Below are 19,693 nucleotides of genomic sequence, written 5' to 3'. Positions count from 1 at the left end.
TATGCAAGACGAAAATCCACTAGAATTCAATAACAGAATTCCCTTAGAAGAACTGAAATCGGCGACAGATGCCATACGTCATGAACTTTCGAAAGTCATTGTAGGACAGGATGATTTTATAAAACTGCTTATCGTAGGCTTATTGACCGACGGTCATGTCCTCATTGAAGGCGTTCCCGGCATTGCCAAAACCATCACGTCCAAGTTGTTTGCCAAATCCATCGACACTGAGTTTAGCAGGATTCAGTTTACACCCGACCTGATGCCCAGTGATGTGCTTGGAACTTCCATTTTGAAAGCGGACCAGTCTGATTTTGAATTTAAAAAAGGACCGATTTTTTCCAACATAGTCCTGATTGATGAAATCAACCGGGCCCCGGCCAAAACCCAGGCCGCTTTGTTTGAGGTCATGGAAGAACAGCAAATCACGATGGACGGTAAGGAATACAAAATGCCACCGCCGTTTATGGTGATTGCCACTCAAAACCCCATAGAACAGGAAGGCACCTATGCCCTGCCCGAGGCTCAGCTGGACCGCTTTTTATTCAAATTAAAAATCGATTATCCCAATCTGGAAGAAGAAGTCCAGATTTTGAAACTTCAGCACAATCGGAAGGCCAGGCTTCCTTTAAGTGAAATTGAAACGGTGATGAATGTGGAGACTCTGCTCAAGTTTAGAGATCAGATTCACGATATCGTGGTGGAGGACAAAATCTTCGATTATATCGCAGAAATCGTACTGCAAACCCGAAAGCATCCCCACCTGTTGCTGGGCGGTTCACCTAGAGCCTCGCTTTCCATTTTGAAAGTGGCAAAAGCCTTTGCTGCCATTCAGGGAAGGGATTTTGTGACGCCGGAAGATGTCAAACTGAGTCTGAAGCCCACACTGAACCACCGGATTATTCTTTCCCCGGAAAAAGAAATGGAGGGGACAACCCCTGAACAAGTCATCGATCTCATTCAGAAATCTGTAGAAATTCCAAGATAGTGCGTCAATTTATTTCATCCCTTTACTTTGGTAAGCGGGTCTATGCCATGCTCTATGGCTTAGCCGGCATGTTTTTGCTTTCCTTCTGGTTTGAAAGCCTGTTTGTCATCAGTACAGGCTTACTGATCATAGGGACAGTCCTGCTCATCATCGAAATGCTCAGGCTTTACCAGGGGAAAAAGTTTACTGCCCATCGCATTCTGCCTGAAAAGTTTTCCAACAGCGACGCCAATGCGGTTGAACTACATTTTGAAAACAACTACCGCTTCCCCATTCACCTGGAACTCATCGATGAAATCCCCGAGCAATTTCAGAAAAGAGATTTTTTAAAAAAATTATCACTGGCCCAGAATTCCAAAAGGGACTATACCTATACGCTTACCCCGGTCAAACGCGGGGAATACAAATTTGGTTATCTCAACTGTTATGTCAGTACCAGGTCCAGTCTTGTAAAACGGCGTTATAGGTTTGAAAATGAAGGTATGGTGAAAGTATACCCGTCATTTATACAGATGCAGGCCTTGGATTTCCTGTCCATCGACCAGAAAATGAGTCAGTATGGGATGAAGAAAATCAGGAGAATCGGGCATACCATGGAATTTGAACAAATCAAGAATTACGTCATCGGCGATGATATCCGCACCATCAACTGGAAGGCAACGGCTAAGCAGAATGCCCTGATGGTAAACCAGTACCAGGATGAAAAATCGCAGCCGATTTATAATTTGATCGATGTAGGCCGGGTGATGAAAATGCCCTTTGAAGGCTTATCCTTACTGGATTATTCCATCAATGCCGCCTTGGCCTTCAGCAATATTGCCTTAAAGAAAAAAGACAAGGTCGGTATGCTGACCTTTGCCGATACGATTGAAAATTTCGTTCCCGCCAATTCCAAAAAAACACATTTGAATACCTTACTGGAAACCTTATATGGCATTGACAGCGGCTTTCTGGTGTCAGACTTTAACCGACTCTATGCACACAGTAAAAGGAAAATCACGCAGCGCAGCCTGCTCATGCTGTACACCAACTTTGAACACATCACCAGCCTGAAGAGACAACTTCCCTATCTTCGCGCTCTGGCAAAATCTCATCTCCTGGTCGTCATCTTTTTTGAAAACACCGAATTGAATGAATTAGCCGGCAAATCAACGACAAAACTGACAGAAATTTACGAAAAGACCATTGCTCAGGAATTTATCTATAACAAACAGCTGATGGTAAAAGAGCTGGAGAAAAACGGCATACAAACTCTACTGACCAAGCCGAAAGACTTATCGGTCAATACCATCAATAAATACCTAGAAATAAAAGCAAAAGGACTCCTATGAAACTGATCTTCGCTACGCACAACCCCAACAAAGTCAAAGAAATTCAGGCTTTACTTCCAGAACACATTCAGATTCTCTCTTTAAACGATTTGGACTACCACCAGGAGATTGTAGAATATGGAGAGAGCATTGAAGCGAATGCCAAAATAAAAGCCGATACGATTTCAGAATTATATGATTTGCCGTGTTTTGCAGATGACACCGGACTGGAAGTGGAAGCTTTGGGCGGAAAACCGGGAGTCAAATCTGCGCGATATGCCGGTCAGGAAAAAAACGATGAAGCTAACAAGGAAAAGTTGTTGAAAGAACTGGAAGGAAAAGAAGACCGCTCAGCAAGGTTCAAGACGGTCATTGTTTTTAAGCATGGGGATAAGGAAAGGATATTCACAGGACGATGTGAAGGAGAAATCACAAAAGAAGCTTGCGGTTCAGAAGGATTTGGTTACGATCCCCTATTCAAACCCAAAGGCTATTCACAGACCTTCGCGGAAATGCCTGCTTCTGAAAAAAACAAAATCAGTCATCGCGGTTTGGCCTTCCGGCAACTCATAGAATTCCTAAAAGCCTAAAATAATAACAAATAGCCCTGATAACCAGTTTAGGAATACGTACCTTTGCACTTATTTTTAAATTACTTATGACTACATTTGAATCATTAGGCTTAAGCCCTGAAATCTTGCGAGCAATCGAAGATTTAGGATTTGAGTCCCCGAGTGAAGTACAGGCACAGACGATTCCTGTCTTACTCGAAGAGCCTACCGATATGGTAGCGCTAGCCCAAACAGGTACAGGTAAAACCGCAGCATTTGGTTTTCCATTAATTCAGAACATCGACCTTAATTCCAAAAAAACACAGGGTTTAATTCTTTCTCCAACGCGTGAGTTGTGTATGCAAATCACCAACGAGCTCAAGCAGTATGCCAAGTACTATCAAAATCTCAACACAGTTGCGGTTTATGGTGGCGCAAGCATAACCGACCAGGCCAGGCAGATTAAGAGAGGTGCACAAATTATCGTAGCGACTCCGGGACGTATGAAGGATATGATCCAGAGAAATATCATCGATATTTCAAACATCAACATTTGTATTCTTGACGAAGCCGATGAGATGTTGAATATGGGCTTCTTTGAAGATATCAAAGAGATTTTATCCCATTCTTCAGATCAGAAGAACACCTGGTTATTTAGTGCAACGATGCCAAAAGAGGTGTCGATGATCGCTAAAAAATTCATGAAAAGTCCGAAAGAAATCACGGTTGGACAAAAAAATATTTCTACAAAATCGGTAAGCCACGAATACTTCATCGTAGGTGGTCGTGATCGCTACAGTGCTGTAAAGCGTGTGGTAGATGCCAATCCCGATATCTATGCAGTTATCTTTTGCAGAACCAAAAGAGATACTCAAAAAGTAGCCGAAAAACTTATTGAAGACGGTTATAGTGCCTCTGCCCTTCACGGCGATTTGAGCCAGGCTCAGAGAGACATGGTGATGAACAGTTTCAGAAAGAAACAAATTCAGATGCTTGTCGCTACAGATGTAGCAGCACGTGGAATTGATGTGGATGATATTACTCATGTCATCAATTACCAGTTACCGGACGAAATCGAAACGTATACTCACCGTAGTGGAAGAACAGGTCGTGCCGGAAAAGAAGGTAAATCTCTGGTGATTGTTACTAAAAGTGAGGTTAGAAAAATTCGTCAGGTTGAAAAAATTATCGGTCAGAAATTTACTCAGGAAGAATTGCCTTCCGGAGATGAAATTTGTAAACGTCAGTTATTTCACCTTGCAGACGAAATCAAGAACACTAAAATCAATCCGGACATAGATTCGTTCATCCCGGATTTGGAAGCTCAATTTGAAGACTTAAGCAAAGAAGAAATCATCAAGAAATTTTTCTCTGTAGAATTTACGAGATTCCATAATTATTATAAAAACGCGCCCAAAATCACTCAGCATTCTGCCGATGAAGCCTATTCTTCTGGTAAGGATTATGGGGATGAAACGCGTTTCTTTATCAATATTGGTGAAAAAGACGGTTTCAACTGGATGTCTATGAAGGATTTCCTGAAAGAGCAGTTGAATTTGGACCGCGATGGCGTAGCCAAAGTGGATGTAAAAAACACATTCTCTTTCTTTAATGTCGCTACAGATGATGTTGAAAAGGTGGTGAGCACCTTCGACAACTTTATGCTCAAAGGCAGACATGTTAACGTCGAAATCACCAAAGACCAGAAAAGTGGTGGCTTTGGAAAAGGTGGCGGTGGTGGCCGTGACCGAGGAGATCGCAAACCTAGAAAACGCTTTGATAAAAACAAATCTTCAGATTTTAAAGGAAAAAAATCAGGCGGTTCAAGCGTGAAGAGTTCTTTCGAAAGAAGAAGAAAAAAGAGCTAAATTAATATTTAAAAAAGTCATTTCGAGGCAAAAGATTGCCTCGAAATGACTACTTTTAATAGATGGATTTCAAGTACACGATTACATATATATGCCTTGTTCTGATCTCAGTTACAGCCTGGAGTCAAGACAAAGAATTGATAAGCATCAAAGGCGTTGTGATGAATGCCGCCAATGATAAACCGCTTGAGAACGTCAATATTGTAAACATCAATACAGTAAAAGGTTCTACAACCAACGAAGAGGGTCAGTTCAATATCAAGGCAAGTATAAATGATACCCTATACCTTTCCTACCTTGGCTTTAGATCTATACAGGTCAAAATTACAGACGACTGGGTAAAGTTTGGAGATGTCAAAATCAAAATGACAGAATCTGCTATCGCTTTACAGGAAGTCAGATTACAGGAAGTTCAGCTTACCGGCTATTTAGAAATTGACGCTAAAAATATCCCTATCTACGATAACTACAGGTACAGTATCTCTGGTTTAGATTATGCCTACGAAGGCGGTAATTACCAAAGCAGCGCCATTTCAAAAGTTTTACAATCCATTTCCAATCCAGCGGATTTACTCTATAAGACCTTCAGCAAAAAGGATCAGCAGATGCGTCGTCTTCGAAAGATGAAAATGAACGAGAGCATTCAGGAGATTCTCCAGGACAAATTCGACAGAGAAACACTCTCAGCCGTACTCCAGATCAGCAAAGACGATATCGATCAGGTTCTGGACAGATGCAATTATTCCAGAGACTTTATCACGACAGCCAACGACTTGCAGGTTCTTGACGCTATAAGCAGCTGTTACGAGGAATACAGAGCCATAAACCGATAAACATTGAAACACATCAGCATACTTACTGGAGCAGGAATAAGCGCAGAAAGTGGTGTAAAAACATTCAGAGACCACGACGGACTCTGGGAAGGCCATGATGTGATGCAGGTCGCTACCCCCGAGGGCTTCGAGCAAAATCCAGAATTGGTTTTAGAATTTTACAACAAAAGACGCCAGCAGTTAAAAAACGTGCGTCCAAATGCAGCACATAAAGCCTTGGTCGATCTCGAAAAGCACTACCAGGTGGATATCATCACTCAGAATGTGGATGATTTACATGAGCGTGCCGGCAGCTCCCGAATCACTCATCTTCATGGGGAACTCATGAAAGCAAGAAGTGTATCTGATGAAAGCCTGATTTACGACTGGAGGGATGACCTCAGGCTCGGCAATGTCAATAGCGAAAACCAGCAGTTAAGACCTCATGTGGTCTGGTTTGGCGAGGAGGTTCCTATGATGGAAAAAGCCATTGACATTCTCAAACAAACCGATATGATCATCATCGTAGGGACCTCCATGCAAGTCTATCCGGCTGCCGGATTAATCGATTATGCTCCGAAACACACTCCCATTTACTTTATCGACCCAAGTCCCTCCATCACGCCTTCCAGGCATGTTCAGGTGTTTGCTGAAAAGGCGACGACTGGCGTTGAAAAAGTCGTTAAGCAGCTTCTTGACTTAAGTCGATTTAAAACAGGTTCCGAAGTGATTCAGTACTGAAAACTAAATCGGTTTTACAAAAAAGAAGTGGTCCTGATAGCTTATATTTGCGGGTAAAATTAAATTTGAATTCATGAATTCACTTGATGCTATTTCTCCTATCGATGGGCGCTACGCTAACAAAACGAAATCTCTAAATCGCTATTTTAGCGAACACGCCTTGATCAAGTACAGAGTCCGTGTGGAAATTGAATATTTTATTGCCTTGTGTGAACTGCCACTTCCGCAGTTAAAAGAGGTGGACAGGGCCCTATACCCGAGTTTGCGCTCTATTTATCTGGATTTCAGCCTTGAAGATGCGGAACACATCAAATCGATTGAAAAAGTGACCAATCACGATGTGAAAGCGGTGGAGTATTTCATCAAAGAGCGCATGGATCATCTGAATCTGAAAACCTCTAAAGAATTCATACATTTCGGACTGACTTCTCAGGATATCAACAATACGGCTGTGCCGCTTAGCTTACTTGAAGCCATTCACGAGGTTTATATTCCAGAGCTGGAACAGGTCATCAGCAAGATAAAAGCGAAAGCTGAGGAATGGGCTGCAGTTCCTATGCTGGCCAGAACTCACGGGCAACCCGCTTCCCCTACCCGACTGGGAAAGGAATTCGAGGTTTTTGTCGTGAGACTTCAGGAACAGCTAAGTCAGTTGACAGCTATACCTTCCTCCGCCAAATTTGGTGGCGCTACCGGGAATTTCAATGCGCATAAAGTCGCTTATCCGGACATCGACTGGCGGGCTTTTGGAAAAGAATTTGTTGAAAACCGATTAAAGTTAAAACATTCCTTTCCAACCACCCAAATAGAGCATTACGACAATATGGCCTCTAGTTTTGATGCCATGAAACGTCTCAATACCATTCTTCTCGATTTCGATAAGGACATCTGGAGCTATGTGTCAATGGATTATTTCAAGCAAAAAATCAAAAAAGGAGAAGTGGGTTCTTCCGCCATGCCGCATAAGGTCAATCCCATCGATTTTGAGAATTCTGAAGGGAACCTGGGTATTGCCAATGCTTTACTGGAGCATCTTTCAGCAAAACTCCCTATCAGTCGCCTGCAAAGAGACTTAACCGATAGTACCGTTTTAAGAAATATTGGCGTGCCGATGGGTCACATGCTGATTGCCCTGCAATCCACCGCCAAGGGACTGGACAAACTGGTTTTAAATGCAGATAAAATTGAAAGAGATCTAAATGAAAACTGGGCTGTTGTGGCTGAAGCCATTCAGACGATTTTGAGACGAGAGAATTTTGAAAATCCTTACGAAGCTTTAAAGGGCCTGACGAGGACCAATTCTAAAATAGATGAACAAAGCATTTCTTCTTTCATCGACTCCCTAGACGTTTCAGATGCAGTCAAGACCGAGTTAAGAGCCATCACCCCGTCCAATTATACAGGAATTTAAGATTATGAGTAAAACCGCAGCCTGGATTTCTGCAGCGCGATTACGCACTTTACCGCTTTCCCTGTCCGGAATACTGGTAGGCTCCGGCCTGGCTTTTCCTTATGGCGAATTTGATTCTGACATCTTCTGGCTGGCCATGCTTACTACTCTTGGACTGCAGGTCCTTTCCAATTTCGCCAATGACTATGGCGATGGCGTTAAAGGAACCGATAATGCGGAGCGCATTGGTCCGATGAGGGCTCTGCAAAGCGGTGTGATTACAGATAAGGAAATGAAAAAGGGAATCATTCTGACTTCTGTGGTGACCGCCTTGCTGGCATTAACGCTTATTTACGTGAGTTTTGGTAAAGACGATTTCTTATTGAGTCTGGCCTTTGTGGCTTTAGGCGCATCGGCTATTCTTGCTGCCATCAAATATACTGTAGGCCGTTCTGCCTTTGGGTATAAGGGCTTAGGCGATGTCTTTGTCTTTATCTTTTTCGGGCTCGTCAGTGTTTTAGGCGTGCATTTCTTAATGACCAAACAGGTGAATGTATGGCTCCTGCTGCCGGCCGTTAGTATCGGTTTGCTGAGCAGTGCGGTTCTTAACCTGAATAACATGAGAGATGAGAACAGCGATAAAAATGCTGACAAAAAAACCCTGGTGGTTCTCTTCGGAAAGCAATTTGCGAAAATCTACCATTTTAGCCTCATTATTCTGGCCTTTCTGAGCCTTCTTGTGTTTTTGATACTGCGTCTGGACAGCGAACCGCTCTGGATTTTAACACCGCTTCTAGCCTTTGTTCCCCTGGCCGTTCACTTAAAAAAAGTAAGTGCTTATAAAGATCCTAAAGTCCTGGATCCAGAATTAAAAAAAGTGGCCCTGAGTACATTTGCGCTCTCCATCACATTCTTCTTTCTGTTGATGTTTGCCAATTAAAGAATTCACTAAATTGAAATACTTGATTTTAAAACATTAATTTGTAAATTGAGAAAAAAAATATCTGATGGATTTTACAAAGAAAATGCTACGCGATGATGCCTTGAAAGGCAAAACTATAATTGTGACCGGTGGCGGAAGTGGTTTAGGCAAATCAATGACTCGCTATTTCCTGGAACTTGGAGCAAATGTAGTCATCAGCAGTAGAAATCTTGATAAACTGAAAACGACGGCTTCTGCGCTTGAGGAGGAAACCGGAGGTAAATGCTTACCCGTTCAGTGTGATGTAAGACACTACGACGAAGTGGAACACATGATCGACCAAGCCCACGACGCTTTTGGGGAAGTGGATATTCTGCTGAACAATGCAGCGGGAAATTTCATCTCTCCCACCGAAAGGTTGTCTGCCAATGCCTTTGATACCATCATTGATATCGTTTTAAAAGGATCCAAAAACTGTACTTTGGCGCTGGGAAAATACTGGATTGACAAAAAACAAACCAACAAAACCGTCCTCAATATCGTCACGACTTATGCCTGGACCGGATCTGCCTTTGTGGTCCCAAGCGCTACTGCAAAAGCGGGAGTGCTGGCCATGACCAGGTCTCTGGCTGTAGAATGGGCCAAATACGGCATCCGTTTCAATGCGATTGCTCCGGGCCCTTTTCCAACCCAGGGTGCCTGGGACAGATTATTGCCAGGCGAACTCAAAGAAAAATTTGATTTGGCTAAAAAAGTGCCTCTAAAGCGTGTGGGTGACCATCAGGAATTAGCCAATCTGGCTGCGTACCTGGTGTCCGATTTCGCGCATTACCTCAATGGTGAAGTGATTACCATCGACGGTGGCGAGTGGCTGAAAGGCGCCGGACAGTTTAATCTTCTTGAAGCCGTGACCCCTGAACTATGGGATCAACTGGAACAAATGATTCGGGCTCAGAAGAAAAGTTAATTTGAGGTTTTTTAAACCGGATTACTGAATTAGACTTATTCTAATGCCATAAATAATTGTAGTTTTACATCTTATAAATCAACTGTTTTAATGGGTAAAATAATTTCGATTGCGAACCAAAAAGGGGGTGTTGGTAAAACCACCACTGCTGTAAACCTAGCAGCAGCTCTAGGTGTTTTAGAAAAAAAAGTCTTGTTAATTGACGCCGATCCTCAAGCCAATGCAACTTCCGGATTAGGCATCGATATAGAATCTGTAGAGATTGGGACTTACCAGCTTTTGGAGCATACCAAAAAGGCTGAAGAGGCAATCATTGAAACCGATTCTCCCAACTTAGAGCTCATTCCCTCTCACATCGACCTTGTAGCGATTGAACTGGAACTCGTGGACGTGGAGCGACGAGAATACATGCTGAAAGAAGCTTTGATGCCTATCAAATCGAAGTTTGATTACATTCTCATCGACTGTGCTCCTTCGCTTGGATTGTTGACCTTAAACGCATTAACCGCTTCAGATTCTGTTTTGATACCGATTCAGTGTGAATATTTTGCTCTGGAAGGGCTTGGGAAATTATTGAATACCATCAAAAGCGTACAAAAAATACACAATCAGCAACTCAGCATTGAAGGATTATTACTGACCATGTATGATTCCAGGCTGCGTTTGTCCAACCAGGTGGTTGAAGAAGTCAAAAAACACTTCAACGACATGGTTTTTGAAACCATTATACAACGAAATGTCCGACTAAGCGAGGCTCCAAGTTATGGTGAAAGCATTATTAAATACGATGCCGCCAGTAAGGGCGCTAACAACTATTTAAGCTTAGCTGAAGAAATAATAAAAAAGTCAACATAGATTCATGGCCAAAACGACAAAGAAAAAAGCCTTAGGAAGAGGACTCTCTGCCTTACTTAATGATCCCGATAATGACATCAAATCTGCAGGAGATAAAAATGCGGACAAAGTCGTTGGAAATATAGTGGAGTTAAGCCTTGAGGCTATTGAAGTCAATCCTTTTCAGCCCAGAACCAGTTTTAGTGAAGAGGCGCTCAAGGAATTAGCCTCCTCAATCCGAGAACTTGGGGTGATACAACCGATCACGGTAAGAAAGTTAGATTTTAACAAATACCAGCTGGTTTCAGGGGAACGACGTTACCGGGCTTCCAAAATGCTTGGCCTGGAGACGATTCCATCCTATATCCGAATCGCCAATGACCAGGAATCTTTGGAAATGGCCCTGGTTGAGAACATTCAGCGTCAGGACCTTGATCCCATTGAAGTGGCGCTTTCCTACCAGAGACTCATCGATGAAATTGACTTAACCCAGGAAGAGTTAAGCGACAGAGTGGGCAAAAACAGATCTACCATTGCCAATTACCTGAGACTCCTGAAGTTAGACCCTATCATTCAAACAGGGATGAGAGACGGTTTTTTGAGCATGGGCCATGGCCGTGCGCTTATCAACATCAGCAGCACCAGCGTTCAGCTGGAGATTTACGAGCAAATTCTAAAAGACAAGCTTTCGGTGAGAGAAACTGAAGCCCTGGTCAAACGCACACAGGAGGGTTCCAAAACTTCCAAATCCAGGGAAAAGCCAAAAGTCGACGAAAAGAAACAAAAAGCACTCAAGCAGATTTCTTCTTATTTCGGTGCTAAGGTGGAAATGAAGATCAACAAAAAAGGCAATGGAAAATTGATTGTTCCCTTTTCTTCTGATGAAGATTTTCAGAGAATCAAAAAATTAATTCAAGGTGACTCGTAATTTTCTCTATTCGCTTGTTTTAATTTTCGGAGGTTTACTTGTGGTTTTGGGTCAGGAACAGGATTCCTTATCCATTAAAAGCAGCATGGTTTCCACTAAAGAGGCTTTCAAACTTGATCTTTACGATCCTTTAGCGCCTGCCAGATCTGCGTTTTATTCAGCCGTACTGCCTGGCCTTGGGCAGGCTTATAATGGCAGCTACTGGAAGATTCCTCTGGTCTATGCCGGCATCGGAACCAGCATGTACCTGGTGATCTTCAACGATAAACAGTACGATAGGTATCGCGAGGCCTACAAAAGAAGACTCGCTGGCTTTGATGATGATGAATTTCAGGGTATTTTAGAAAACGATGGGCTTATCAATGCCCAGAAGCAATTTCGACAAAACAAAGAATTTGCCATATTGGCCACAGTAGCTTTTTATTTGCTGAATATTGTAGATGCAAATGTGGATGCGCATCTGCGCCAGTTTGACGTCTCCAGAAATCTTTCGCTGCGTCCGAATTTTGAACCCAATTATTTGAGTGGGAATGTAGACTATGGCTTAACTTTGAATTTTAAATTAAATTAAATTAAATGAAACTCGCTATACTTGGTTACGGAAAAATGGGTAAAACCGTTGAAGAAATCGCAAACTCCAGGAATCATGAGATTGTCTATATCACTTCCGATGAACTGGATATCGCAGCATTGAAAAAAGCCGATGTTGCCATAGACTTCAGTATTCCCGAAGCCGCTTTTACAAATATCACCAGCTGTCTTGAAAACAAGGTTGCCGTGGTTTCCGGAACAACAGGCTGGCTCAATCAATACGAAGAGGCGGCAGACGTCTGCAGGTCAGAATCCGGTCGATTTCTCTATGCTTCCAATTTTAGTGTAGGGGTCAATGTTTTTTTTGAATTGAATTCCTATTTAGCCAAAATGATGTCGGCTCTGGAAGATTACACCGTCAACATGAAAGAAATTCACCATCTGGAAAAGAAAGATGCCCCAAGCGGTACAGCCATAAGCCTGGCAGACCAGATTATAAACGAATCGAGTTACCAAACCTGGAATCATCCCCCTCAAAACGACAAATTATCCATCGGTATTGAAGCAGAAAGAAAAGAAGGGGTGTTTGGTTTTCATGATGTCACTTACGACTCGGCTATCGATACCATTAGCATATCCCACAATGCAAAATCCAGAAAAGGCTTTGCTCACGGCGCAGTGATTGCCGCAGAATGGATTCTTAACCAGGAACAGGGCGTTTATTCAATGAAAGACGTACTTCAACTCAATACTCCAACTTAATTCATACGTTCATGTCATTTACGGATATTTTATTGTTCATCGTATTCATTCAGGTCCTTCATTTTTTTGGAACCTGGAAATTATATCAAAGTGCCGGAAAACACTGGTGGGAAGCTGCCATTCCCGTGTATAATGCCATCGTCCTGTTCAAAATCATCAACAGGCCCTGGTGGTGGGTCTTTTTGATTTTTATACCCATAGTCAATCTGATCATGTTTCCTGTGATTTGGGTAGAGACGGCCAGAAGTTTTGGAAAAAACTCGACCACAGATACGCTTTTACAGCTTTTTACGCTGGGGCTTTACACCTATTACATCAATTACTTCACCAAGCACAACTACATTGAAGACAGAAGTCTAAAAGCCAGGTCGAAAACCGGCGATTTTGTAAGTTCTATTCTGTTTGCTGTGGTTGCAGCAACGATTGTACACACTTACATCATGCAGCCGTTTACGATTCCAACATCATCCCTGGAAAAGACATTACTTGTAGGTGATTTTCTGTTCGTCAGCAAATTTCACTACGGAGCCAGAGTACCGCAAACGGCAGTTTCATTTCCAATGGTTCACGATACGATTCCATTTTTGGGAGTCAAATCTTATCTTAAAAAACCGCAGTTGCCCTATATGAGGTTACCGGGATTTGAAGATGTACAGCGAAACGATATTGTGGTTTTCAACTGGCCGGTAGATACGGTACGCATGTTTAGAGACGAGTCTGGAAGGCATTACCATAAACCCATAGATAAAAAATCAAATTACGTTAAACGGGCCGTGGGTGTTGCCGGAGATTCTTTGGAAATCATCGACGGAAAAATCTATGTCAACAATGCTCCTCTTCAGCTTCCGGACCGTGCTAAACCTCAGTTTTCGTATATCGTCTATGGGAAAGGACAAGGTTTTAACTCGCGCAGTCTCGTTGAAATCTATGGCATTACAGACGGCTTAGGATGGCTTGACAGAGAACGAGACATTTATCAGGTCAAAGCGATTACTGAAGAAAATTTAGAGAAATTTAAAAATCATCCCAACGTCAAATCGGTTCAGCGTATTATTTCCCCTGAAGGTGAAGGAGATCCCAAGATTTTTCCTAATAACGGGAAGGTCGACTGGAACCGGGATAATTTTGGCCCTATCTACATCCCTGAAGCCGGACAAACCGTAAAACTAGACCAGGACAGTTTTTCACTTTACCGGCGAATTATTGAGGTGTACGAGGGTTCAGAAATGGGATTTGAGAACAATCTGAAATTGAAAGGTTCACAGGTTTACCTTAATGGCGAGCCCATAGACGACTATACCTTTCAGCAGAACTATTACTGGATGATGGGCGATAATCGACACAACAGTGAAGATAGTCGCTTCTGGGGCTATGTTCCGCAAAATCACGTGGTGGGCAAACCCGTGTTCGTCTGGATGAGTCTGGACCCCAATGCCAGTAACCTGGTGGACAAAATAAGATGGGAAAGAGTATTCACGACCGTAGGCGGCGAAGGAAAACCCACCTCCTATCTGGTCTATTTTTTAATTGCCCTGGTTCTTATATTCGGTTACAATTATTTCATCAAAAAGAAAAAATAAATCTTGAAACCCGTTCTCATACACCCTTGCTATTTCGGCCCTGTAGACCTCTATGCCTTCATCGCTCAGGCCGATCAACTGGCCATGGAAAAACAGGATAATTATCAAAAGCAAACCTATAGAACACGTCAGTACATCTATGGCGCTAACGGAAAACTTTTGCTGAATGTGCCTATAAAACACCGGGAAAACAAGACGGGAAAACATCAGAAATACAAAGATATTCAGATTGAAAATGCCTTCAAATGGCAGCGTTTACATTGGAAATCCCTGGAAGCTGCCTACAGAACCTCACCTTACTTTGAGTTTTATGAAGATGAATTTGTGGATATATTTGAAAAAAAAGCGACTTTCCTGATGGATTTCAATCTGAAATGCATGCAGATTATTTTTGACTGTCTTAACCTGGATTTCGATTTTGTTTTTACTGAAAGCTTTGAATTGTCCACTGAGGCTTACGAGGATCAGCGTGCTTTGGTGAGATCAAAACGCAGGCAACAGGCAGAACTCGAAGACTACATTCAGGTGTTTCAACCCAAATTCGGTTTTATCTCTAACCTGAGTATCCTGGATTTGCTTTTTAACAAAGGGCCTTCAGCCTTAAATTACCTGGAATCCCAGAAGCTTAATCACTAAGTTTAAAGCTGGCCATGATGGGGTAATGATCGGACAACCTTAGATCATAATTTTTGAAATTGATATTTTGAATGCTTTTTTCATTGAAAATAGCATCGATACGAAGCGGCAAAAAATCGAAATCGAAAGTCTTTCCAAGTCCCTGCCCCGATTCTACGAAAGCATCTTCTAGATTGTGAGCCAAAAGCTGATTGGCCACATAGGAAAACGGGGTGTTGTTCATGTCGATGCAAACGATTTTTGGCAGGTGGGTAGTTTCAAAATTTTCGGTAAGCATTTTGGTTTGCTCCTGTTGTTTCACAAAGGACTTGCCCACCCTGCTTATCAGTTTTTGATGATTTTCTTTCTGCAGTTCCTTCACATCGGGAATGACTTTCAGAGATTCCAGATGCACGGCGTAGACCCTCAGCGTATCGTTTTGAATCAAAACATCGGCAAAAATCGCATTGTTATGGGTGTTGGGAAAATCAATAGATCCTTTATTGATAATTTTATACTTGCTGAAGATGGCAATCCCTATCCTGGAGGAAGTTGTCTTGAATTTTTCAAACGAATACGGAAAAGCATTCATGGCCAAATCCGGCGCCTTTTTATAATCCTGAAAGGCGACAATATCGGGAGATTCTTTAGCAATAAAATCTGAAATTTTCTGTTCCACATCCTCTTTATCAATCCAGTCGTATGCATTGAATAAACGCACATTGTAGCTCATGACTTTGAAGGTGTTTTCCGTCACTTCCTGAGCATTGTCTTTGAAAACAAATATCTTTTTCATGTAAGAATAACCTCCTAAAACCAGTACTGCAGAGACTATAAAGTGCAGCCTTAACTTCAGAAGCCAGTATACGGCAAAACAAAGATTAATGAGCATGAATACGGGCAGTCCCAAATTCAGAATAGAGAGAAAGGCAGAAAACTTGGGGGGAACAAAAGGCAGGATATAAGCGACGAGCAAACAGGCAGCAAAGAACAGGTTGACTGCAAAAACCAGGTTTTGAAAGAAATTGAGTTTTGCTTTTTTCATGACAATTACATGTCTTTACCTGCTTTAAACAGAAAATCTTTTTCTTCTTTAGAAAGACTATCGTAACCGCTTTTGCTGATTTTGTCTAAAATGATATCTATTTTTTTCTGATTATCGGTTCTGCTGGCGGGAGCTGACTTCTTTTTCCCCCTGGTCTTATGAACCGTTTTCATCTTGCCTTTTCTCGTATTAGGCTGAAAAAATTCGGCGAACCAATCGGTAAGAGACTGCAGCCACGAGCCTATATCATTTCCTTTGTTGAGTTGGGTGATATACAAATAGCCAATACCTGCCCCTCCTAAATGCGCCAGGTGCCCGCCCGGATTGGAAATAGGAATCTGAATCACATCCAGAACCACCAAAAAAGCAGCAATCCACCACAGCTTAAGGTTGCCTAGGAAAAACAATCTGACTTCCATATTGGGAGACTGAGTTGCTATAGCCACCAAAACGGCCATGACTGAAGCTGATGCCCCAATCAAATACGATCGCCCGGTTTCACTAAAGGCGGGCAATAAATTATAACTCAGAGTATAGATTAAAGCACCAAAAATGGCACCTAAAAAATAGAGGTTGAGCATGCGTTTACCAGAAAAGAACGTCAGAAACAGCTTCCCTGAAAAATACAGAATCAGCATGTTGGACAGAATGTGGAAAATACCCGAATGCATAAACGCATAGGTAATAATGGTCCAGGGTTTATAGGCAAGTTCCAATAAACCTTTAGGAAACACAAGCCATTCCACAAAAAAGTCGGCCGGAATCTGAAACAGAAATCCCAGGGTTCTGAACACAAAAGTCAGGATGAACATAAGCACGTTGATACCGATGAGTTTTTCCAGGGTATCGGCCGTGTTGTACTTGTAGATTAATTTTTGCGTCCAGTCCATATCAATTCCATCTATTTGCGTCAAATGCGTTTTTCTTCCAGTAATACATGGTGATGAATCCAATCACTGCACCACCAATATGCGCCCAATAGGCAGTATTGGAAGGTCCAAGCAAAGTTACTCCAGTTATGGCAGAAAACAGGTTTAATAGGAAATAACCTCCGATTAAATATTTTGCCTTGATAGGGATGGGAACGAATATGATATACAACGGGAGGTTGGGATAAACCACTGCAAAAGCGGCCAAAATTCCGAAAATCGCTCCGGAAGCCCCTACCATGGGCGTCACATAATTTCTGAGTAATTGATTGCTTACATCTTGCGGAATAGAGGGATAAACCCTGTATTCTCCTGTAGACATGACACTCTCAAAAAGCTGCGAAATCTCACTGGGAGTAACACCTGCGTCAAGATAGGCCTGATACGCGTCATTGAAAGCTATATAACTGAAGAGAATCTGCAGTCCCGCGGCACCCAGGCCGGCAGAAAAATAGATAAAGAGAAATTTATTCTGACCCAGGTATTGCTCCAGCAGACTCCCGAACATGTACAAGGCAAACATATTGAACAAAATATGTGAAAAACTTCCATGCATAAACATGTGGGTCAGGATTTGCCAAAACCCGAAATTAGGATGTTCCGGAAACCACAAGGCAAAAATCTTATAGGCATAATCTCCTAAAAAATTGGCTCCAAAAAAGAATAAAATATTGGCGATTAATAAAACTTTTACCGTTTCGGTTATTCTTCCCATTTACATAAATTTTTTATCGAAGTCTGCGGCAGACTGTTTCACGAAAACTAAGCGATTTAGCGGAGTTAACATGGGTTCTTTGCAAGAAAATAACAGATTTACAAGTTCTGTTTGTTCTTCCTTCTGAAGCAGAGTCCCATTTTTTATCGCCATGCTTTGAGCCAGTGATTTTGCAAGCCTGTCGGTTTGGTCAAATCCCGAATCCGGAATGTCATTTTCAAAATCGGATAAAAGCTGGTCCAGCAAAATTGAGGTTTCACTTTCAGGTAAACGGTTTGGAATCCCATTTATTTTGACAAAATCCTCACCGAATTCTGAAATGGAGAATCCAGCGTTAATCAGAGACTCCTTTAGCACCTTGAATACCCTTATTTCAATGGTGTTTAACTGGAGTTTCAGCGGAAACAACAGCTGCTGACTCAAAGCAGGCTGAGCCGTAATGTTTTTCAATAGCTCCTCATATAAAATTCTGAAATGGGCGCGATGCTGATCGATGATAAGCATTTCAGATTTTGTAGAGGTTATGATATATTTCCGCTGAAGCTGAAAGGTTCCGGAGGTTTGATAAGGGGTTGCCTGTCCCTGGAACAGGGAAGGTGAAATCTGTTCACTCTCCACTTCAATATCCATCAGGTCTTCTTTATCCTCCAGGATTTCGGTGTAAAGCGATTCCCAGTTGGCGGTAGATCGCGATGGAGATGCCCCTGCAGGTCTTGCGGCTTTGCCAAACTTGGTTTCAGATTCAAAGGGGTTGAAATTTCTATCGACGTCGATGGAAGGAATTTTGGCCTTGGCTTTGTGCAGACCATACTCTGTTTCCATGCTCGAGTCTTTGTTGAAGTCTAAGACCGGAGCTACATTAAATTGCCCCAGGCTGTGCTTTACACTGCTTCTTAAAATCGAATAGATAGCATGTTCATTATCGAATTTCACCTCCGTTTTGGTAGGATGAATGTTGATGTCTATAGACTGGGGATTGACCTGTAAATACAGGAAATAAGAGGGATAAGCCTTGTCTTTGAGCAAACCTTCAAAAGCGCTGCTAACCGCATGATGCAAATAGGGATGCTTGATAAATCTATCGTTCACAAAGAAAAACTGCTCCCCTCGGGATTTCTTGGCAAATTCCGGTTTCCCTACGAAACCGGTAAGTTTGATCAGGTCTGTTTCCTCTTTCACTGGAACCAGTTTTTCATTGGTTTTAGCCCCCATCACTCCAACGATGCGCTGCCTGTGATTGGCTGCAGGAAGATTGAAAAGTTCGGAACCGTTATGAATCAACTTGAAAGCCACAGAAGGGTGAACCAAAGCCACCCTTTGAAACTCGTCGATGACGTGCTTTTGCTCGACCGTTGTGGATTTTAAAAAGTTGCGACGTGCGGGAATGTTGAAGAATAAATTCTTAACGGCAATGGAGGTGCCTACAGGTGTGACACAAGGTTCCTGCTGCACTACGCTACTGCCCTCAATGATCAAATGGGAACCCAGGTCTTCGTCTTCGGTTTTGGTTTTCATTTCCACATGAGACACCGCAGCGATAGAAGCCAGCGCCTCTCCGCGGAAACCTTTGGTATGCAGTCGAAATAAATCTTCGGCCGAATTGATTTTTGAAGTCGCATGCCGTTCAAAAGACAATCTGGCATCGGTATCTCCCATACCCGAACCATTGTCAATGACCTGGATCAGGGTTTTGCCGCCTTCCTTTACCAGCAGTGTAATGGAGGTTGCCTGAGCATCCACTGCGTTTTCCAAAAGTTCTTTCACTACAGAAGCGGGACGTTGTACGACCTCTCCAGCAGCTATTTGATTCGCAACATGGTCTGGTAATAAGTGAATGATACTATTCATCGACTATTTTGAAGAAAAAATTGACAGATCAAAATCAATGATCCATAAAAAGATAAAGCTTAAGATAAGCGCGATAACAATAACGGTCCTGTTGATTCCCCGGTTCCCCCTGTTTCTGGAATTCTCCCGGGCTTCTGCCCAGTGAGAGCCAAAATCAATGGAATTGTGCGTCTCTTTATATTTGGCAAATTTCGAATCGAAATCATAAGGATTTCCAGTGTCTTTACCCTTGTAATACCGCGGGGTATAATTGTATCTGGAATTCTTCCTGAGTTGTAATGACTTGAGTTTAAACATAATTTTTGATGAATTTCCAAAATTAAAGAAATTCCATCAATTCTTTAAACTTAATGCCTT

General features: G+C 42.4%; 20 protein-coding genes. 15 read left to right on the top strand and 5 right to left on the bottom strand.

Annotated elements, in window-relative coordinates; genetic code table 11:
• Position 1: 1 nt before the first annotated feature.
• The 15 genes from G3567_RS05045 to G3567_RS04975 all read left to right on the top strand — a co-directional run bounded on the left by G3567_RS05045 (position 2) and on the right by G3567_RS04975 (position 14,820).
• Positions 2–988 carry an AAA family ATPase gene (locus G3567_RS05045; protein ID WP_164004227.1) on the top strand — a complete coding sequence of 329 codons (987 nt, stop codon included), beginning with the start codon at positions 2–4 and terminating at the stop codon, positions 986–988.
• Positions 988–2,319 (top strand): DUF58 domain-containing protein, encoded by a 1,332-nt coding sequence (locus G3567_RS05040; RefSeq protein WP_164004226.1) that lies wholly within the window; start codon positions 988–990, stop codon positions 2,317–2,319. Before G3567_RS05045 ends, G3567_RS05040 begins: the two co-directional genes overlap by 1 nt.
• Positions 2,316–2,888 (top strand): non-canonical purine NTP diphosphatase, encoded by a 573-nt coding sequence (locus tag G3567_RS05035; protein ID WP_164004225.1) that lies wholly within the window; start codon positions 2,316–2,318, stop codon positions 2,886–2,888. The genes G3567_RS05040 and G3567_RS05035 overlap by 4 nt, the downstream gene beginning before the upstream one ends.
• 68 nt (positions 2,889–2,956) lie before the next feature.
• Entirely contained in the window at positions 2,957–4,717 is a 1,761-nt protein-coding gene (locus G3567_RS05030) for a DEAD/DEAH box helicase (RefSeq protein WP_164004224.1), read from the top strand.
• Positions 4,718–4,779: 62 nt separating this feature from the next.
• The gene (locus tag G3567_RS05025) at positions 4,780–5,550 is read left to right on the top strand and encodes a carboxypeptidase-like regulatory domain-containing protein (RefSeq protein ID WP_164004223.1); all 771 of its coding nucleotides are present in this window, start codon (positions 4,780–4,782) and stop codon (positions 5,548–5,550) included.
• A 3-nt stretch (positions 5,551–5,553) separates the two neighbouring features.
• Entirely contained in the window at positions 5,554–6,270 is a 717-nt protein-coding gene (locus G3567_RS05020) for an SIR2 family NAD-dependent protein deacylase (protein WP_164004222.1), read from the top strand.
• A gap of 73 nt (positions 6,271–6,343) precedes the next feature.
• Entirely contained in the window at positions 6,344–7,681 is a 1,338-nt protein-coding gene (purB, locus tag G3567_RS05015; RefSeq protein ID WP_164004221.1) for an adenylosuccinate lyase, read from the top strand.
• Positions 7,682–7,685: 4 nt separating this feature from the next.
• Entirely contained in the window at positions 7,686–8,600 is a 915-nt protein-coding gene (menA, locus tag G3567_RS05010; RefSeq protein ID WP_164004220.1) for a 1,4-dihydroxy-2-naphthoate octaprenyltransferase, read from the top strand.
• Positions 8,601–8,667: 67 nt separating this feature from the next.
• Complete coding sequence (locus tag G3567_RS05005) at positions 8,668–9,549, top strand: SDR family oxidoreductase (protein WP_164004219.1); 882 nt, start codon at positions 8,668–8,670, stop codon at positions 9,547–9,549.
• A gap of 90 nt (positions 9,550–9,639) precedes the next feature.
• On the top strand, positions 9,640–10,404 hold the full coding sequence (locus G3567_RS05000) for a ParA family protein (RefSeq protein WP_164004218.1): 765 nt from the start codon (positions 9,640–9,642) through the stop codon (positions 10,402–10,404).
• Positions 10,405–10,408: 4 nt separating this feature from the next.
• Positions 10,409–11,311 carry a ParB/RepB/Spo0J family partition protein gene (locus G3567_RS04995; protein ID WP_164004217.1) on the top strand — a complete coding sequence of 301 codons (903 nt, stop codon included), beginning with the start codon at positions 10,409–10,411 and terminating at the stop codon, positions 11,309–11,311.
• Entirely contained in the window at positions 11,301–11,882 is a 582-nt protein-coding gene (locus tag G3567_RS04990) for a DUF5683 domain-containing protein (protein ID WP_164004216.1), read from the top strand. The genes G3567_RS04995 and G3567_RS04990 overlap by 11 nt, the downstream gene beginning before the upstream one ends.
• A gap of 5 nt (positions 11,883–11,887) precedes the next feature.
• The gene (gene dapB, locus G3567_RS04985; RefSeq protein ID WP_164004215.1) at positions 11,888–12,604 is read left to right on the top strand and encodes a 4-hydroxy-tetrahydrodipicolinate reductase; all 717 of its coding nucleotides are present in this window, start codon (positions 11,888–11,890) and stop codon (positions 12,602–12,604) included.
• A gap of 11 nt (positions 12,605–12,615) precedes the next feature.
• Positions 12,616–14,184 carry a signal peptidase I gene (gene lepB, locus G3567_RS04980; RefSeq protein WP_164004214.1) on the top strand — a complete coding sequence of 523 codons (1,569 nt, stop codon included), beginning with the start codon at positions 12,616–12,618 and terminating at the stop codon, positions 14,182–14,184.
• A 3-nt stretch (positions 14,185–14,187) separates the two neighbouring features.
• Complete coding sequence (locus tag G3567_RS04975; RefSeq protein ID WP_164004213.1) at positions 14,188–14,820, top strand: WbqC family protein; 633 nt, start codon at positions 14,188–14,190, stop codon at positions 14,818–14,820.
• Here G3567_RS04975 and G3567_RS04970 read toward each other — a convergent pair.
• The 5 genes from G3567_RS04970 to G3567_RS04950 are packed head-to-tail and all read right to left on the bottom strand — an operon-like array spanning position 14,810 to position 19,633.
• Positions 14,810–15,844 (bottom strand): endonuclease/exonuclease/phosphatase family protein, encoded by a 1,035-nt coding sequence (locus G3567_RS04970; protein ID WP_164004212.1) that lies wholly within the window; start codon positions 15,842–15,844, stop codon positions 14,810–14,812. The genes G3567_RS04975 and G3567_RS04970 overlap by 11 nt on opposite strands.
• Before the next feature lie 5 nt (positions 15,845–15,849).
• Entirely contained in the window at positions 15,850–16,734 is an 885-nt protein-coding gene (locus G3567_RS04965; RefSeq protein ID WP_164004316.1) for a rhomboid family intramembrane serine protease, read from the bottom strand.
• A gap of 1 nt (position 16,735) precedes the next feature.
• Positions 16,736–17,488: a rhomboid family intramembrane serine protease gene (locus G3567_RS04960; RefSeq protein WP_164004211.1), complete on the bottom strand. Its 753-nt coding sequence runs from the start codon at positions 17,486–17,488 to the stop codon at positions 16,736–16,738.
• On the bottom strand, positions 17,489–19,336 hold the full coding sequence (gene mutL, locus G3567_RS04955) for a DNA mismatch repair endonuclease MutL (RefSeq protein ID WP_164004210.1): 1,848 nt from the start codon (positions 19,334–19,336) through the stop codon (positions 17,489–17,491).
• Positions 19,337–19,339: 3 nt separating this feature from the next.
• Entirely contained in the window at positions 19,340–19,633 is a 294-nt protein-coding gene (locus tag G3567_RS04950; protein WP_164004209.1) for a hypothetical protein, read from the bottom strand.
• Positions 19,634–19,693 lie beyond the last annotated feature (60 nt).

It is taken from the genome of Psychroflexus aurantiacus (genome assembly GCF_010820555.1).
GTDB classification, from domain to species: Bacteria; Bacteroidota; Bacteroidia; order Flavobacteriales; family Flavobacteriaceae; genus Psychroflexus; species Psychroflexus aurantiacus.
This window is presented reverse-complemented; position numbering and strand designations above follow the sequence as displayed.

Coding starts and splice junctions, on each gene's coding strand:
- G3567_RS05025 (WP_164004223.1), top strand. CDS start 4,780: ATGGATTTCAAGTACACGATTACATATATATGCCTTGTTCTGATCTCA.
- purB (WP_164004221.1), top strand. CDS start 6,344: ATGAATTCACTTGATGCTATTTCTCCTATCGATGGGCGCTACGCTAAC.
- G3567_RS04950 (WP_164004209.1), bottom strand. CDS start 19,633: ATGTTTAAACTCAAGTCATTACAACTCAGGAAGAATTCCAGATACAAT.
- lepB (WP_164004214.1), top strand. CDS start 12,616: ATGTCATTTACGGATATTTTATTGTTCATCGTATTCATTCAGGTCCTT.
- G3567_RS05000 (WP_164004218.1), top strand. CDS start 9,640: ATGGGTAAAATAATTTCGATTGCGAACCAAAAAGGGGGTGTTGGTAAA.
- G3567_RS04960 (WP_164004211.1), bottom strand. CDS start 17,488: ATGGGAAGAATAACCGAAACGGTAAAAGTTTTATTAATCGCCAATATT.
- dapB (WP_164004215.1), top strand. CDS start 11,888: ATGAAACTCGCTATACTTGGTTACGGAAAAATGGGTAAAACCGTTGAA.
- G3567_RS04995 (WP_164004217.1), top strand. CDS start 10,409: ATGGCCAAAACGACAAAGAAAAAAGCCTTAGGAAGAGGACTCTCTGCC.
- menA (WP_164004220.1), top strand. CDS start 7,686: ATGAGTAAAACCGCAGCCTGGATTTCTGCAGCGCGATTACGCACTTTA.
- G3567_RS04970 (WP_164004212.1), bottom strand. CDS start 15,844: ATGAAAAAAGCAAAACTCAATTTCTTTCAAAACCTGGTTTTTGCAGTC.
- G3567_RS05035 (WP_164004225.1), top strand. CDS start 2,316: ATGAAACTGATCTTCGCTACGCACAACCCCAACAAAGTCAAAGAAATT.
- G3567_RS05045 (WP_164004227.1), top strand. CDS start 2: ATGCAAGACGAAAATCCACTAGAATTCAATAACAGAATTCCCTTAGAA.
- G3567_RS05005 (WP_164004219.1), top strand. CDS start 8,668: ATGGATTTTACAAAGAAAATGCTACGCGATGATGCCTTGAAAGGCAAA.
- G3567_RS05030 (WP_164004224.1), top strand. CDS start 2,957: ATGACTACATTTGAATCATTAGGCTTAAGCCCTGAAATCTTGCGAGCA.
- G3567_RS04965 (WP_164004316.1), bottom strand. CDS start 16,734: ATGGACTGGACGCAAAAATTAATCTACAAGTACAACACGGCCGATACC.
- mutL (WP_164004210.1), bottom strand. CDS start 19,336: ATGAATAGTATCATTCACTTATTACCAGACCATGTTGCGAATCAAATA.